The 15,913-nt window shown below is 71.4% G+C and carries 14 protein-coding genes; 11 read left to right on the top strand and 3 right to left on the bottom strand.

What is annotated here, in order from left to right; translation table 11 throughout:
- Positions 1-43: 43 nt before the first annotated feature.
- A complete protein-coding gene (locus C2L59_RS28430; protein WP_103352596.1) occupies positions 44-1,648 on the bottom strand; it encodes an NAD(P)/FAD-dependent oxidoreductase in 1,605 nt (534 codons plus the stop codon).
- 202 nt (positions 1,649-1,850) lie between these two features.
- Between C2L59_RS28430 and C2L59_RS28435 the strand changes: the two genes are divergently transcribed.
- The 3 genes from C2L59_RS28435 (at position 1,851) to C2L59_RS28445 (ending at position 5,659) form a co-directional block, all read left to right on the top strand.
- On the top strand, positions 1,851-2,891 hold the full coding sequence (locus C2L59_RS28435) for an alpha/beta fold hydrolase (protein WP_103352597.1): 1,041 nt from the start codon (positions 1,851-1,853) through the stop codon (positions 2,889-2,891).
- Positions 2,892-3,485: 594 nt separating this feature from the next.
- Positions 3,486-4,946: a multicopper oxidase family protein gene (locus C2L59_RS28440; protein ID WP_233223741.1), complete on the top strand. Its 1,461-nt coding sequence runs from the start codon at positions 3,486-3,488 to the stop codon at positions 4,944-4,946.
- A gap of 167 nt (positions 4,947-5,113) precedes the next feature.
- Positions 5,114-5,659 carry a YceI family protein gene (locus C2L59_RS28445; RefSeq protein ID WP_103352598.1) on the top strand — a complete coding sequence of 182 codons (546 nt, stop codon included), beginning with the start codon at positions 5,114-5,116 and terminating at the stop codon, positions 5,657-5,659.
- 63 nt (positions 5,660-5,722) lie between these two features.
- On the opposite strand, the gene C2L59_RS28450 is transcribed toward C2L59_RS28445, so the two are convergent.
- Together C2L59_RS28450 and C2L59_RS28455 are read right to left on the bottom strand one after the other, a co-directional pair.
- Positions 5,723-6,259, bottom strand: coding sequence for an NUDIX hydrolase (locus C2L59_RS28450; protein ID WP_103352646.1), 537 nt, complete (start codon positions 6,257-6,259; stop codon positions 5,723-5,725).
- A gap of 3 nt (positions 6,260-6,262) precedes the next feature.
- Positions 6,263-7,426 (bottom strand): DegT/DnrJ/EryC1/StrS aminotransferase family protein, encoded by a 1,164-nt coding sequence (locus tag C2L59_RS28455; RefSeq protein ID WP_103352599.1) that lies wholly within the window; start codon positions 7,424-7,426, stop codon positions 6,263-6,265.
- 212 nt (positions 7,427-7,638) lie between these two features.
- Between C2L59_RS28455 and C2L59_RS28460 the strand changes: the two genes are divergently transcribed.
- The 8 genes from C2L59_RS28460 to C2L59_RS28495 all read left to right on the top strand — a co-directional run bounded on the left by C2L59_RS28460 (position 7,639) and on the right by C2L59_RS28495 (position 15,876).
- On the top strand, positions 7,639-9,036 hold the full coding sequence (locus tag C2L59_RS28460) for a nucleotide sugar dehydrogenase (RefSeq protein ID WP_103352600.1): 1,398 nt from the start codon (positions 7,639-7,641) through the stop codon (positions 9,034-9,036).
- Positions 9,036-10,022, top strand: coding sequence for an NAD(P)-dependent oxidoreductase (locus C2L59_RS28465; protein ID WP_103352647.1), 987 nt, complete (start codon positions 9,036-9,038; stop codon positions 10,020-10,022). Before C2L59_RS28460 ends, C2L59_RS28465 begins: the two co-directional genes overlap by 1 nt.
- A 38-nt stretch (positions 10,023-10,060) precedes the next feature.
- Positions 10,061-11,284 carry a class I SAM-dependent methyltransferase gene (locus tag C2L59_RS28470; protein ID WP_103352601.1) on the top strand — a complete coding sequence of 408 codons (1,224 nt, stop codon included), beginning with the start codon at positions 10,061-10,063 and terminating at the stop codon, positions 11,282-11,284.
- A 172-nt stretch (positions 11,285-11,456) separates the two neighbouring features.
- On the top strand, positions 11,457-11,885 hold the full coding sequence (locus C2L59_RS28475) for a DoxX family protein (RefSeq protein ID WP_103352602.1): 429 nt from the start codon (positions 11,457-11,459) through the stop codon (positions 11,883-11,885).
- 187 nt (positions 11,886-12,072) lie between these two features.
- A complete protein-coding gene (locus tag C2L59_RS28480; protein ID WP_103352603.1) occupies positions 12,073-13,125 on the top strand; it encodes a sigma-70 family RNA polymerase sigma factor in 1,053 nt (350 codons plus the stop codon).
- On the top strand, positions 13,112-13,429 hold the full coding sequence (locus C2L59_RS28485; RefSeq protein WP_103352604.1) for a hypothetical protein: 318 nt from the start codon (positions 13,112-13,114) through the stop codon (positions 13,427-13,429). The genes C2L59_RS28480 and C2L59_RS28485 overlap by 14 nt, the downstream gene beginning before the upstream one ends.
- Positions 13,430-13,505: 76 nt before the next feature.
- Positions 13,506-14,432, top strand: a complete 927-nt coding sequence (locus tag C2L59_RS28490; RefSeq protein WP_233223743.1) for an alpha/beta fold hydrolase — start codon at positions 13,506-13,508, stop codon at positions 14,430-14,432.
- A gap of 43 nt (positions 14,433-14,475) precedes the next feature.
- Complete coding sequence (locus tag C2L59_RS28495) at positions 14,476-15,876, top strand: nucleotide disphospho-sugar-binding domain-containing protein (protein ID WP_158263117.1); 1,401 nt, start codon at positions 14,476-14,478, stop codon at positions 15,874-15,876.
- Positions 15,877-15,913 lie beyond the last annotated feature (37 nt).

Below are 15,913 nucleotides of genomic sequence, written 5' to 3' on the forward strand. Positions count from 1 at the left end.
GCGCCCGGCATCTCTGCCGTTGCGGGGTCGGCGGCCGTTCGGCTCACCGCAACACGAACCCTTCGTAGCCGTTCCCGGCGACTTCGTCGCACTTCGCGCGGTACGGCCCGACCCCGCCGACGTAGGGCATGAAGACCCGCGGCTTCCCGGGGACGTTGGCGCCGAGGTAGAACGAGTCCGCCTGCGGCAGGAGCGTCATGTCGCTCACCGCGCGGACGTGTTCGGTCCACTCCTTCTCGGCGGTGTCCACCGCCTCGACGACGGCCCGGTCGTGCCGGGCCATGTGGTCGACCAGGTCGCCGATCCACTCGACGTGCTGTTCGATCGAGACGATCATGTTGCCGAACACCGACGGGCTGCCCGGGCCGGTGATCGTGAACAGGTTCGGGAAGCCGGCCACCGCGACCCCGAGGTAGGTCTCCGGGCCGTTGCGCCACTTGTCCCGCAGCGCGACGCCGTCGCGGCCCCGGATGTCCACGGCGAGCAGCGCGCCGGTCATCGCGTCGAAGCCGGTCGCGATGACCAGGCTGTCGAACTCGTACTCGCGCTCGGAGGTCAGCACGCCGTTCGCGGTGATCTCGACGAGGTCCTCTTCGCGCAGGTCCACCAGGTGCACGTGCTCGCGGTTGTAGGTCTCGTAGTAGCCGGTGTCGAGGCAGGGACGCTTGGTTGCGAACGGGTAGCCGCGCGGCTCCAGCTTGCGCGCCAGCTCGGGGTCGGTGACCCGGTCGCGGACCTTCTCGCGGAGGAACTCGGCGGCGGTCTCGTTGGACCCGGCGTCGAAGATGAGGTCGGTGTAGGACTGCACGAGGGCGAAGACGTGCCCGCGGTCCCAGCACTCCTGGTAGACCGCGCGGCGCTCGGCGTCGGTCACCTCGAGGGCGGACTGCGTCGGCATGTCCATCGCGACGCCGAAGAGCGACTGGCGGGCCGCCGTGCGGACGTCCCGGTAGTGCGCCTTGGTCTCCGCGACGACGGACTGGTCGATGGGCCCGTTGAAGGCGGGGAAGACGAAGTTCGGGGTGCGCTGGAAGACCGTCAGCTCACTCGCCTGCGCGGCGAGGAACGGGATGGCCTGCACGCCCGAGGACCCGGTGCCGAGCACGCCGAGGCGCTGCCCGCGGAAGCCGGGGTCGTCCGCCGGCCACCGCGCGGTGTGGTACCAGGGGCCGGAAAACCGTTCCAGGCCGGGCACTTCCGGGAACTTCGGCGTCGAAAGGCAGCCGGTGGCCATGATGCAGAACCGCGCCGACACCTCGTGCCCGCCGTCGGTGCGGACGGTCCACCGCGAGGTGTCCTCGTCGAACACCGCCGTCGTCACGCGCGTCTGCAGGACGATGTCCCGGCGCAGGTCGTGGCGGTCGGCGACGTGCCGGAGGTAGGCGTGGATCTCCGGCTGGCTCGCGTACTTCTCGGTCCACTCCCAGTCCTGCTCGAGGTCCGGGTCGAAGGAGTAGGAGTAGTTGAGGCTGTCCACGTCGCACCGGGCGCCCGGGTAGCGGTTCCAGTACCAGGTGCCACCGACGTCGGCCCCCGCTTCGAAGACCTTGACGGACAGCCCCTGCCCGCGGAGGCGGTGAAGCATGTAAAGCCCGGCGAAGCCGGCACCCACGACGACTGCATCGAGTTCTTCGGCCGCACTGGCCATGGGGTCATCCTCTCTACCGCGGGCGGTACCGGGACGCGCCGGCCACCGGGAACGGGCAAGACCGCCGTGGAAACCACGTTAACGGCGGCCGTCGCGCGGGACTCTCTTCGCGTGCGGCGCTGGGCCGACCGCGCAGCGGCGGAGAAGACGCGTGGATCGGGGCGGGGAAAGTCTGGGGCACCACGATCCCCGGGAGGTCACGATGGGCCGCGACTACTACACGGCAGCGGTGCAGGGACCGCACGAGCACTTCGCCCTCGGGGCGTTCACAGTGGACAGTGGGGTGACCCTGCCGGACGCACGGCTGGCGTACCGCACGCACGGCCGCCTCAACGCGGCGCGCGACAACGCCGTGCTCGTGCCGCACATGTACTCGGGCACGTCGGCGGCGATGGAGGGCCTGATCGGCGAGGGCCGCGCGCTCGACCCGTCCCGGTACTTCATCATCCTGCCCGACCAGCTCGGCAGCGGTCTGTCCTCTTCGCCGAGCAACACCCCGGCACCGTTCGACGGACCGCGGTTCCCGGCCGTCACGATCGCCGACGACGTGCGCGCCCAGCACCGCCTGGTGACCGAGCACTTCGGCCTCACCACCCTGCACGCGGTGATCGGCTGGTCGATGGGCGGGCTGCAGACGTACGACTGGGCGGTCCGCCACCCGGACCTGGTGCAGCGCGCGGGCGTGTTCGCGGCCACGGCGAAGACGCCGGTGCAGAACCAGCTGTTCATCGACGTCCACACGGAGCTGCTGCGCTCGGACCCGGCCTTCGCGAACGGCTCGTACACCGACTCCGACGACGTCCACATCGGCCTGGCCCGCCACGCGACGGCCTTCGCCGCGGCGGCGACCAGCCGCGACTTCTTCCGCAAGGAGGTCTGGCGCCGGCTCGGCTTCTCGGCGGTGGAGGAGTTCACCCTCGGCTTCATGCGCGGCCACTTCGCCCCGATGGACCCGAACAACCTCCTCTGCCAGGCCGCAAAGTGGCGCGCGGCGGACGTGAGCGCCCAGACGGGCGGCGACATGGCGGCGGCACTGGGACGTATCACGGCCCGCTTCTTCGTGTACCCGTTCGGCGGGGACGAGTTCTTCCCGGCGGTGGATCATGAGCCGGATGTCGCCCTGATCGAGGGTGCGCAGCTGCGGGTGATCGACAGTCCACTCGGGCACTTCACGATGTTCGGGTTGCTGCCGGAGGACGTGGCCGCGGTGGATGAGGCGCTGGCGGAGGTCCTCAAGTCCTGAGGGGTCGTTTCCGGGCCGGTCGCGGTGCGCCGGCCCGGGAGGCCGTCGGTGGGGTTGCGGTGGGTTGCGGCGAGGTCTCGGCCACGGCCCTCGCGCCCCGGCCGCCGGTGCGCCGGGCGGGGCGCCCCGGCCGCCGGTGCGCCGGGCGGGGTGCCCCGGGCGGGGCCGTCGTCCTTTTGGGAGCCATTTTGTCCATTTCGGCGCGGCACCCTGCGAGCACCGAAGTGGACCGGGCCCGCCCTGATTCCCGGCGCGCTGCGTCGCCCCGGTGGCAGCCGGGGCACGAGCAGTTACATTCTGCTTCCGTCGCCGCCGAAAGTACCGGCCCGGCCGTGGCGGCATAAATCCCCACACCCTCAACCGGAACGAATCCAGCCGCTCCTCGAAAAGCAACCCCGCGTACCGGATCCGCTGCGGGGTGTAGACATTCGTGACGCATCATCCCGTTCTGCGCTCAACCAGTCCGTTTTTCCCTCCTTTCGCGCATGTACAGAGATGTCCGCGCCACCCCCGGCAACAGAGGATCGCTCGGTCGGGGGGACGGCGCCGGGATCGGCGCCGTGGGATGGGACAACGAGACCCGAGGAGCGGGCGATGTTGAATCGAAGAAAGATGCTGGGGTGGATGACGGCGGGCGGCGTCGCGGGGGGTGCGGCGCTGCTGCCGTCGGCCTTGGCGGCCGGGGCCGCTCCGGCCGAGGCCGACCACACCGGACACGGGGCGGCCGCCGGGAGTGAACCCGCGGCGCGGCGGTCCTTCGGGGTCAGCCAGTTCACCCAGGTCATGCCGGTGCCGCAGACGCTGACGCCGGTGCGCCGGGCGGACGGGACCGAGACCTACCGGATTCCGATCAAGACCGCGAACTTCGCGTTCACGCCCGGCAAGCCGACGCCGGTGCGGACCTTCGGCGGTCAGTTCCTCGGGCCGCTGATCCGCGCGAAAACCGGCACCCCGGTCGAAATCACCTTCTGCAACGAGCTGTCCTTGGCGTCCAACGTGCACCTGCACGGCGGGCACAACCCGCAGGTCAGCGACGGCTACCCGATGGACCTGATCCAGCCGGGCCAGAGCCGCACCTACCGGTACCCGAACCAGCAGCAGGGCGCCACGCTCTGGTACCACGACCACTCGCACGGGACCGAGGCCGAGAACGTCTACAAAGGACTACACGGCTTCTACATCCTGGACGACGACGCCGAGAAGAGCCTGAACCTGCCCAGCGGGCAGTACGACGTGCCGATCATGCTCCGGGACGCCCAGATCGACGCCAACGGCGGCCTCGTCTGGCCGAACTTCGCCCCGGACCGCACCACCGTGCTCACCAACGGCGTGGTGGCGCCGTACTTCCCGGTCGCGGCGCGCAAGTACCGGTTCCGGCTGCTCAACACCGGCAACGAGCGCGGGTTCCGGCTCACCCTGGGCGGGCTGGCGATGACGCAGATCGGTTCCGACGGCGGCCTGCTGCCGGCGCCGGTGACGCGCTCGGACATCACGTTCACCTCCGGGGAACGCGTGGACATCGTGGTCGACTTCTCGAACCAGCCGATCGGGTCGAAGTTCGTGCTGTCCGACGTCTCGGGCCCGGTGCTCCGGTTCGACGTCACGCGCACCGCGTCCGACACGAGCCGGGTGCCCGCCACCCTGCGGCCGCTGGCCGCGCTGGGGACCGCCACCGTGCAGCGGCACGTCACGATGAAGTTCGACGACTCGGGCAACGTCGGGCTGGTCAACGACCTGGCCTTCGACGTGAACCGGGTCGACTTCCAGGTCAAGCGCGGGGCGACGGAGATCTGGACGGTCACCAACACCGACACGGTCTGGGGGGCGCCACACACGTTCCACCTGCACCTGGAGCAGTTCCGGGTGCTCGACCGCAACGGCGCGGCCCCGGGCCCGGACGACGCCGGCCGCAAGGACACGGTCCTCATCATGCCCGGCGAGTCGATCCGGGTGCAGACCACGTTCACCGAGTACACCGGCAAGTACGTCTACCACTGCCACTTCCTGGACCACTCGGCGATCGGCATGATGGCGCAGATGGAGATCATCCCGTGAGTTCGTCCACACCGGACTGATGTCCGTCCGCTGTGGACATGACTGGGGAAGGCATGCCGGAAGATGCCGGACGCCGGGTGCGTCCGGGAGGATCCGGGAACGTATGCAGTCAGCCAAGCGGCCGGGGCTCCTCGCGGGGCCCCGGCCCGCTCGACGAGGAGGACGTTATGCCTGACGCATTGCCCGGCGTGGCCGCCGGCACCTGGGTGATCGACCCGGCCCACTCGAACGTCGCGTTCGCGGTGCGCCACCTGATGAGCAAGGTGCGCGGCCGGTTCACCGCGTTCGAAGGCCAGCTCGTGATCGACGAGGACCCGGCTCGCTCGTCGGCGTCGGTGACGATCGACATGGCTTCGGTCGACACCGGCAACGAGATGCGCGACAACCACCTGCGCACCCGGGACTTCTTCGACGTGGAACAGGCGCCGAAGCTGACGTTCACGAGCACCGGCCTGCGCCAGGACGGCTCGCAGTGGCTGCTGACCGGGGACCTGGAGATCCGCGACGTCACGAAGGGCGTCGAGATCGAGCTGGAGTTCCTCGGCGTGGACCCCACGGGCGTCCAGGGCGAACCGCGGGTCGGCTTCGGCGGCCGCACCTCGATCGCCCGCAGCGACTTCGGCATCGACTTCGGCCTGGTCGAGGGCGCGAAGATCGTCGTGGGGGACAAGGTGGAGATCGAGCTCGAGATCGAGGCGTTCCTCGCCGGCTGAGGGCGTCGTGGCACCGGAAAGGGCGGGTCTCCTCGGGAGACCCGCCCTTTCGTGCGTGGCCGCTCAGTCCGCGCGGCGCTCTTCCAGCAGGTAGAGCGCGTACGCGGCCAGCGTCGAATTGTCCTTGATCCGGCCGTCCCGGATCATCCGCTCGACCTCCTCGCGCGAGAACCAGCGGTGACGCATGTCCTGCTCCGTCGGTTCCCGCGCCGGCGGCCCCGGCGTGAGGTCCGTGGCCACGAACACGTCGCACGTCTGCCCGCTCGCGCCGTGCCAGCCGAACAGGTTGCCGAGGTGGCGCAGCTCGCCCGCGCGCAGGCCCGTCTCCTCGGAAAGCTCCGCGTACGCCAGCTCCACCGGCGTTCCGGTCCGGCCCGCCGGGAAGCAGCCCTGCGGGAACTCCCAGAACCGCCCGCCCACCGGATAGCGGTACTGGTCGACCAGGTGGAACCCGCCGTTCTCGACCGCGATCACCACCGTGAAGTCCGGGCGGTCCACCACCGAGTAGATCCCCTCGGACCCGTCCTGGCGCTCGATCCGGTCTTCGCGCAACGAGAGCCACTCGTTGCGGTAGACCAGGCGGGACGACAGCTGCCGGATCACCTAGGCGGCCAGGTCGGTGGTACGGGCCGTCACGCAGTCGCGGACGGCGTCGACCACCCGGCGCACGTCACCGTCGCTCAGGCCCTGGTGCATGGGCAGCAGCAGGGTCCGGGCCGAGGCCGCCTCCGAGCCCGGCAACGGCGTTTCCCAGCCGTACGCCGGCACCTGGTGCAGCGGCGGGTAGCGGAACGTCGTGTAGACACCGCGGGCGTAGAGGTCGCGGGCGATGACGTCCCGCAGCTCCGGGGCGAGCTGCACCCAGTACATGTAGTGGGACGTCCGGTGCCCGGCGGGCAGCCGCGGCGGGCGGCGCAGCCCGGCCAGGCCGGCGAAGCCCTCGTCGTAGGCCGCGGCCACCTCGGCCCGGCGGGCCACGAACTCCGGCAGCTGCTCGAGCTGCACGATGCCGATGGCGCTGAGCACGTCGTTGGTCGTCGACCGGCGGGAGAACGACGTCACGTCGAAGTCCCACCAGCGGGTGTTCGCGCGCATGGCCTGGTCGAAGCCGCTGCGCTGCTCCATGCCGAGGTAGGCCACCTTCGGTGCGCGGGCCGCCAGCTCGGGGTCGCGGACGTAGAGCATGCCGCCGTCCACGGTGACCACGATCTTGCCGTGGTCGAAGCTCCACACGGCGATGTCGCCGAAGGTGCCGCACGCCTGGCCGTCCACCCGCGAGTCGGGGGCGATGGCCGCGTCCTCGACCAGCTTGATGCCGCGGTCCCGGCACAGCGCGGCGATCGCGACGACGTCGCCGGGGTGCCCGCCGTAGTGCAGGATCACCACCGCCTTGGTCCGCGGGCTCAGCACGGCTTCGATGTCGGCTACCCGCGGGTTGAGCGTGTGCGGGTCGACGTCGCAGAACACCGGCCGCGCGCCGCGCGAGGCGATCGCGTTGGCCACGCCGACGAAGCTGATCGACGGCAGCACGACCTCGTCGCCGGGGCCGACACCGAGCAGTTCCATGGCGATGAACGTGCCCTCGGTACAGGAGTTGACCGAAACCACGTGCTCACGCCCGACGCCGAGGTGCTCGGCCCACCGCGTCTCGAACTCGGCGGTGCGCCGTCCGCGGCCGATCCAGTTGCTCTCGAAGACTTCCCGCACCGCGGCGAGCTCTCGTTCGCCGAGGCTGGGCTGCATCACGTTGATGAGGTCGTCGCTCATGGGCTCCCCTACGGACGGACACTGTCCGGCGAACGCTCCCATCGCGCGCACCCGGGGCACACCTCCCGGAGTGCGGGCTCGGCCGGACCTCCTCCCGGCGTGCTCTGTTCCCCGCACCGGCAACCGAGGAGAGGCCGCCGGCGGCCACGGTCCGTGACCCTGGAGTCCAGGCGGCCGGCTGTCCGGACCGCGACATTCGATTGGAGACACGGATGCGTTTCCTGTCTGAGAACAAGCCGATCACGGTGGCCGTGATCGGCTTCGGCTACGTCGGCTCGTGCGTCGCCGCGACGTTGGCCGACCGCGGCTTCGACGTCGTTGCGGTCGACAGCGACCCGCAGCTCGTCGAAGAGCTCTCGTGGGGCTACTTCCGGATCGAGGAAGCGGGTCTGCCCGACATGGTCTTCCGCGGCATGGAGGCGGGGCGGCTGCGGGTCACCACCGACTTCGCCGAGACGGCGGCCGCCGACGTGATCCTGATCTGCGTCGGCACGCCGGTCCGCGACGACGGTTCGCTGTCCTCGGAGCAGCTCATCGGCGCCTGCCGGGAGCTTCGCGCACACCTGCGGCCCGGCCAGCTGGTGGTGCTCAAGAGCACCGTCCCGCCCGGCACGACCCGGGAGGTCGTGCTTCCCGAGCTGGAGGGCGGGGGCCTGCGCGGTGGCGTCGACTTCGGCCTCGCGTTCACCCCGGAGCGGCTGGCGGAAGGCACCGCGCTCGCCGAGCTGCGCGCGTTCCCGATCGTGGCCGGCGGCTACGGCGACGACTGCGTGCAGGCCGCCGTCGAGTTCTGGCGGCGCGGGCTGGGCGTCGAGGTCATCCAGCGCGACTCGCTGGAGGCGGCGGAGATCATCAAGCTCGCCAGCAACTGGTGGATCGACCTGAACATCGCGCTGGCCAACGAGCTCGCCAAGTTCTGCGCCATCTACGGCGTGGACGTGCTCGACGTCGTGTCCGCGGCCAACACGATCCCCAAGGGCACCGGCAACGTCAACATCCTGCTGCCGAGCGTCGGCGTCGGCGGCTCCTGCCTGACCAAGGACCCGTGGATGGTCTGGAAGTCCGCCCAGGAGCACGGGGTCGACATCCGCACCGCGCCCACCGGCCGCGAGGTCAACGCGGGCATGCCGGAGTACGCCGCCCAGCTGGCGATCGACGAGCTGGTCCGCCAGGGCAAGGACCCGGCGCGGTCGGTCATCGGCGTGCTCGGGCTGGCGTTCAAGAACAACACCGGCGACCTGCGGGCGACGCCGACGGAGGCGACCGTGAAGGCGCTGAAGAAGGCGGGCGCGACCGTGCGCGTGTACGACCCGCTCGTGGAGGCGAAGCAGATCGAGCCGATGTTCGGCATCGCGCCGTCCGCGTCGGTGGAAGAGACGGTCCGCGACGCCGACTGCATCGCCGTGCTGGCGCTGCACCGGGACTTCGAGGACATCGACTTCGCGGCCCTGCCGGTGGCGCCGAAGTGCGTGCTGCTCGACGGGCGCGCGTACTACTCGAAGGACCGGATCGCCGAGCTCGTCGCGGCCGGCTACACCTACCGCGGGATCGGCCGGGGGAGCGCGCTGCGCGACCTCGAATCCGGCGTCGAGTGGGCGGAGGCCGGCTGATGGCGGGACGCAGCGCACGCCGGGTCCTGGTCACCGGCGGCTCCGGGTTCATCGGCCACCACCTCGTCGAACGCCTGCTGGACCGCGGCGACGAGGTCACCGTGTTCGACGCGGTCGCGCCGCGCGGCGCGGTCCGGGAGGGGGTCCGGGTCGTCGAAGGCGACCTGCGCGACAGCGCGGCCCTCGCCCGGGCCGCGGCCGGCACCGAGGTCGTCTTCCACCTCGCCGCCGTGGTCGGCGTGGACCAGTACCTGGCCCGCCCGCTCGACGTGGTCGACATCAACTTCACCGGCACCCGCAACGTGCTCGAGGCGGCCGACGCCGCGGGCGCCCGGGTGGTGCTCAGCTCGACCAGCGAGGTGTTCGGCAAGAACCCGACCGTGCCGTGGCGCGAGGACGGCGACCGGGTGCTCGGCCCGACGTCGTCGGACCGCTGGTCCTACTCCTCGAGCAAGGCGCTGGCGGAGCACCTCACCTACGCCTACGCGCGCCAGCACGGCATCGAGGCGACGATCGTGCGGTACTTCAACGTCTACGGTCCCCGGCAGCGCCCGGCGTACGTGGTCAGCCGGTCGGTGCACCGCGCGCTCAACGGCAAGCCACTGGTGATCTACGACCGCGGCGTGCAGACCCGGTGCTTCACCTACATCGACGACGCGGTGGAGGGCACGCTGCTCGCCGCCGCGCACCCCGGTGCGGTCGGCGAGGCGTTCAACATCGGCAGCATGGTCGAAACCACGGTGGGGGAGGTCGTGCGGCTCGTCGCCGAGCTGACCGGCGCACCCGGCACGATCGAGGTCGACACCGCGGAGAAGCTCGGCGCGTCCTACGAGGACCTGCTGCGCCGCGTGCCGGACAACGCCAAGGCGGGCCGGATCCTCGGCTGGCGGCCGGAAACGTCGTTGCGGGACGGGCTGACCAAGACCATCGAGTGGGCACGGGCGAGCGACTGGTGGCTCAACCTGTCCGACAACGGAGCCGTCTGACGGCCGGCGGCCGGTCGCGAAAGGACAGTGAAAGAGCGATGGAAGAAACCACTTGCCGGGTCTGCGGCGGAGCGGTGCTCGAGTTCGTCGACCTGGGTGACCAGCCGACGGCCAACGGGTTCCTGCTGCCCGAAGAGGTGGCCGGGGAGTTCCGGTTCCGCCTCGCGGTCGGCGCCTGCACCCACTGCCGCCTGGTGCAGCTGGTCACCGTGGTGCCGCAGGAACTGCGCTACCACGCGGGTTACCGCTACCACGCGTCCGGCTCGGCCAGCCACCGCGACCACTTCGCGGCCGACGCCCGGCACTTCCTCGAAGCGGAACTGACCGGGCCGGACCCGTTCATCGTCGAGATCGGCTGCAACGACGGTGTCATGCTCGGCACCATCGCCGCCGCGGGCGTCCGGCACCTGGGTGTCGAGCCGTCCGGGAACGTCGCGGACATCGCCCGGGAGAAGGGTGTCCGGGTGCTGTCGGCGTTCTTCGACGAGGACACCGCGGCCGCGGTGCGGGCCGAGCACGGTCCGGCCGACGTCGTCTTCGGCGCCAACACCATCTGCCACATCGCGCACATCGACTCGGTGTTCCGCGGCCTGGACGCGCTGCTCACCCCGGGCGGGGTGTTCGTCTTCGAGGAGCCGTACCTGGAGACGATCGTCAGCGGGATGGCGTTCGACCAGATCTACGACGAGCACGTGTACTACTTCAGCGTGGCGTCGGTGCAGGCGATGGCCGCGCGGTTCGGGTTCGAGCTGGTCGACGCCGAGCGCATCGCCATGCACGGCGGCGAGGTGCGCTACACGATCGCCCGCCCGGGCGCGCGGGTGCCGTCGGACCGCCTGGCGGCGCTGCTCGCCGAGGAGGAGGCGAGCAAGCTCAACGAGCCGGCCACGCTCGCCGAGTTCGGCCGCAACGTGGCCCGCATCCGCGACGACCTGATGACGCTGCTGCGGCAGCTGCGGGCGGACGGGAAGCGGGTCGTCGGCTACGGCGCCCCGGGCAAGAGCTCGACGGTGACCAACTACTGCGGGATCGGCACCGACCTGGTGCCGTTCGTGTGCGACTCGACACCGGGCAAGCAGGGGCGCCTGCTGCCCGGCTCGCACCTGCCGGTCCGCCCGCCCGCGGATTTCGCCGACCCGTACCCGGACTACGCGCTGCTGTTCGCGTGGAACCACGCCGAGGAGATCATGGCCAAGGAGCAGGCGTTCCGCGAGGCCGGGGGGAAGTGGATCCGCTTCGTGCCCGACGTCGAGGTGCTCTGACCCAGTTCCGGCCGAAGGGGCCGCCACCGGAGTGATCCGGTGGCGGCCCCTTTTGTGCTGCTCAGGAGCCGGTTCGTGGCGAATTCACGCGGGACCGATGAGTTTCGGCGCGCTCCGCCGTCGTATTGGGCAGAGGCGGCGAACACGCCGGACCCGAACAAAGGAGACCCCGATGACTCAGCAGGACTTCGCCACCCGGCAGACCCCGGCCACCGCGGACAAGCGCCCCGGCAAGGCCCTCAACGTCGTGCTGTGGGTGCTGCAGATCGGCCTGCTGGCCGAGTTCGCGCTGGCCGGCATCGCCAAGGTCACGGCCAACCCGCAGATGGTCGACATGTTCGCCGAAATCGGTGCCGGGCAGTGGTTCCGCGTGCTGACCGGCGTGCTGGAGCTGGCGGGCGCGATCGGCCTCGCCATCCCGGCGCTGTGCGGCCTGGCCGGCCTGGGCCTGGCGGCCCTGAGCGTCGGCGCCACCATCACCAACATCTTCGTGCTGCACACGAACCCGACCATCACGATCGTGCTGTTCGTGGTCGCCGCGGTGGTCGCGTGGGGCCGGCGCGGGCGCACCGCCGAGCTGGTGAACCGGTTCCGGCGATGACCGGCGGACGCGGCCGTCCCGCCCGCCGCCGTGCGGGACGGCCGCGGCGCTTCTCGCAAAATGCGCTTTCGGTGGGAAAACCGGCAGGCGGGTGTCACAGCGAGGTGATCGGCCGTCACGCCAAGCCGTATGGTCGTGGCGGAAACGCGGTCCAGGTCGTTCGCGTGAATCGATCACGGAGGATTTCATGAGTGCACAGGGAACGATCGACGAGGACCGCACGCAGGTCGCCGCCGCCCTGGCGGGAGACCGGGAGGCGTTCGGCGGGTTCGTCGAGCGGTACCGGGCGGCGCTGCAGGTGCACTGCTACCGGATGCTCGGCTCGCTCGACGACGCCGAAGACATGGTGCAGGAAACCTTCCTGCGGGCGTGGAACAAGCGGGCGAGCTTCGAGCGCCGCTCGGCGTTCCGCTCGTGGCTGTACCGGATCGCCACCAACGCCTGCCTCGACCACCTCGACCGGCGCGGGCGCCAGGCGGTGCCGGCCGATCTCGGGCCGTCGGCCGAGTCGACGGCGTCGCCGGGCGAGGTGCCCTGGCTGCAGCCGGTGCCGGACCGGCTGCTGGACGAGGCCACGTCGGCGGAGGCCGACCCGCAGGCGGTGGTGATCGCCAAGGAGACGATCGAGCTCGCGTTCCTGACCGCGATCCAGTACCTGCCCCCGCGCCAGCGCGCGATCCTGGTGATGCGGGACGTGCTGGGCTGGCCGGCCAAGGACGCGGCGGAGCTGCTCGGGATGACGGTCGCGTCGGCGAACAGCGGGCTGCAGCGGGCCCGCGCGTCGCTCAAGGAGCACCTGCCCCCGCAGCGGTCGGAATGGGCGCCGGACACGGACCCGACGACGGCCGAGCGGGCGTTGCTGCAGCAGTACATGGACGCCCACGAGCGCGTCGACCTCGACGCGATCACCGAGCTCCTGTGCGCGGACGCCCGCCTGACGATGCCCCCGCACCCGGCGGCGTTCCTCGGCCGCGACGCGATCGTGGAGTTCGCGGGCGCAACGGTCGCCGAAGGCCGCTACGGCGAGTTCCGCGTGCTCCCGACACGGGCCAACCGCCAGCCGGCGTGCGCGAAGTACGTACGCCGGGCCGGCGACGACCGGTTCCGCGCCCAGTCGCTCGACGTGCTCCGCTTCGCCGACGGCAAGGTCGCGGAGATCACCACGTTCATGCCGGACGTGTTCGCCGCGTTCGGCCTGCCCCCGACGTGGGAGCTGGGCGAGCGAGATGCGGCGCGATGAGCGTGACCCGCCGGCCTTCGACCGCCGCGAGGTGGTCATCCCCCCGGACCGCTCGCAGGCACTGGGACCGGGCTGGCCGGAGGGCCTGGTCGTGGTCCGGAGGGGAACGCTCGAAGTCCTGACGGCGGACGGCGGTCACGCCCGTTTCGCGGCGGGTTCGGTGCTGGCGTTCTCGAAGGCGCTGGTCCCGGCGATCCGCGGCGGGGACGGGAAACCGGCGGTGCTGGTGGTGGTCTCGCGGCGGTGCCCGGCCCCGCGGACGGCCGAAGACGCGGAGGACGGCGACCGGGTCCGGGGCCGCTGAACCCGGCTTTCGAGGAGATGCCCCGCCCCGCCCGGCCCGGCCATACTCGGCTTGACCGGCGAGGAGCGGAGCGCTGATGAACGAGCCGCGGTTCGCCACCGGAACAGGTGGCGGTCCCCGACCATCCACTTTGGACGAAAGTGGCCGGCTGCGCGTGCCCGGCGCGAGCCTGTACTACGAGGTGCGCGGGACCGGTCCCGCGTTGCTGCTGATCCCCACCGGCAACGGTGACGGCGGCCCGTACACCCCGCTCGCCGAAGTGCTGGCCGGCCGGCACACCGTGATCACCTACGACAAGCGCGCCTATTCGCGCAGCCCGCTCGACGCCCCCGACGAAGGGGCGGACCGGGTGCGGGCCGACGTCGAGGACGCCCGGGCGGTCATCGAGCACGTCGCCGGCGGGCGGGCCGATGTGCTGGGCGGCAGCTCCGGCGCCATCGTCGCGCTGGAGCTGCTCACGCGGCACCCGGAGTGCGTCGGCACCGCCGTCGTGCACGAGCCGCCGCTGGCGTCGGTGCTGCCGGACGCCGCGCAGTGGCTGGACTTCTACGCCGGCCTCTACCGGACCTACCAGGATTCCGGGCCGTCGGTGGCGATGGGTGTCTTCCGCGAGCGGATGGGCATGCGCGGCGCCACCAAGCCCCCGGACGACGCGCAGCTGCCGCCGGCCGAGCTGGCCGCCATGCTGGCGCGGATCCGGGCCAACCACACGTTGTGGTTCGAACGGGAGGTCCGCGCGTACCCGGCGCTCGTCCCCGACGTCGAGGCGCTGCGGCCGCTCGCCGGGCGGCTGGTGCTCGGCGGCGGCGACACGTCCCGCGACGACTTCCCCTACCAGCCGAACCGGGTGCTTTCGGCCCGCCTCGGCATCCCGATCACCCACTTCCCCGGCGGCCACGTCGGGTTCGTGACCCACCCGGCCGAGTTCGCCGACGCCCTGTCCGCACTGCTCACGCGACAACACGCAACCGCGGAGATGCGTCGCCGCACGTCCGGGCGCTGAGATGAACTCGCCCGACGAGCCCGCCACGAGAAGGAGAACCCCCATGCGCGTCCTGTTTGCCTGCTACCCGGCGCACGCGCACTTCTACCCGTTCGCCACCACCGCGTGGGCGCTGCAGAGCGCGGGCCACGACGTGCGCGTCGCGACCTTCCACGGCCTGACGAACATCATCGCGGCCGCGGGCCTCACACCGGTGCCGCTCGGCGACCCGGACTCGATCGAAGCCCGCTTCCTCGAGGACGCCGGCCTCCCGAGCGCCGGCGACGAGATCGACCGCTACGCCCAGGCGCTGGCCATCGAGCCGCACGAGCGCGACGCGTGGGACGTGTTCTACCAGTACATGCTGCTGCCGTGCGGCGACTACCTGCGCCCGGACCGCCCGGAGGCGGCCCAGCTGGTGGAGTTCACCCGCACGTGGCAGCCGGACCTGGTGATCTACGACCCGACGTTCCCGATCGCCGCCATCGCGGCGAAGGCGTGCGGCGCGGCGCAGGCCCGCTTCCTGCTCGGCCCGGACATCTACGCGTGGAGCCTCGACCGGCTCGCCGCCTACCGCGAGCAGGTGCTCGCCGCCGGCCTCGACGAGAACCCGCTCGGCTCGATGATCAAGCCGGTGGCGGAGCGGCTGGGCGTCGAAATGGGCGACGACCTGCTCTACGGGCACTGGTCGCTGGACGCGGTGTCGCCGGGGCTGCGGATGCCGACGAGCGCCAAGACGGTCCCCGTCCGGTACGTGCCGTTCGCGGGCGCGTCGGAGCTGCCGGGCTGGCTGTACGAGAAGCCGCAGCGCCCGCGCGTCGCGGTTTCGCTCGGGGTGTCGACCCGCCAGGCGTACGCCGGCTCGCACGTGCGGGACGAGGCCGAGCGCGGCGAGAACGCGTTCGAGTTCGAGGCGAACCCCGAGGTCGTCCGCCTGACCATGCTGATGGAAGCGCTGGGGGAGCTGGACGTCGAGGTGATCGCGACGCTGAGCGAGGGCCAGCTCGCGGGCATCCCGCCGCTGCCGGCGAACGTCCGCGCGGTGCACTACCTCCCGCTGCCCCAGCTCCTGCCGACGTGCACGGCCCTGATCCACCACGGCGGCATCGGCACCCTGGCCGCGGCGACCGGCGCGGAGGTCCCCCAGCTGATCTTCGACACCGGCGAGGCGGCCCGCGTGGTGGTGACGGTCCAGGAGGACGGCAGCATCGAGTACGCGATGCCGGACAAGAAGGTCGAGGCGACCTGGACGTCGACGTTCGTGATGGACCACGGCGCCGGCGAGCGGCTCAACCACAAGACGCAGTCGGTCGAGGAGATGCGGAAGCTGATCCAGCAGGTCCTGGAGAACCAGTCCTACCGGGACGGTGCCCGCGCCCTCCACGACGAGTGGCTGGCGACTCCTGGGCCGAACGACATCGTGCCGACGCTGGAGGTTCTCACGGCGCACCACCGGTCGCGCTGACGGTTTGATCGGAGGCCCCGCACGCTGGTCGCGTGCG

It is taken from the genome of Amycolatopsis sp. CA-128772 (assembly GCF_002904295.1).
GTDB lineage: Bacteria > Actinomycetota > Actinomycetes > Mycobacteriales > Pseudonocardiaceae > Amycolatopsis.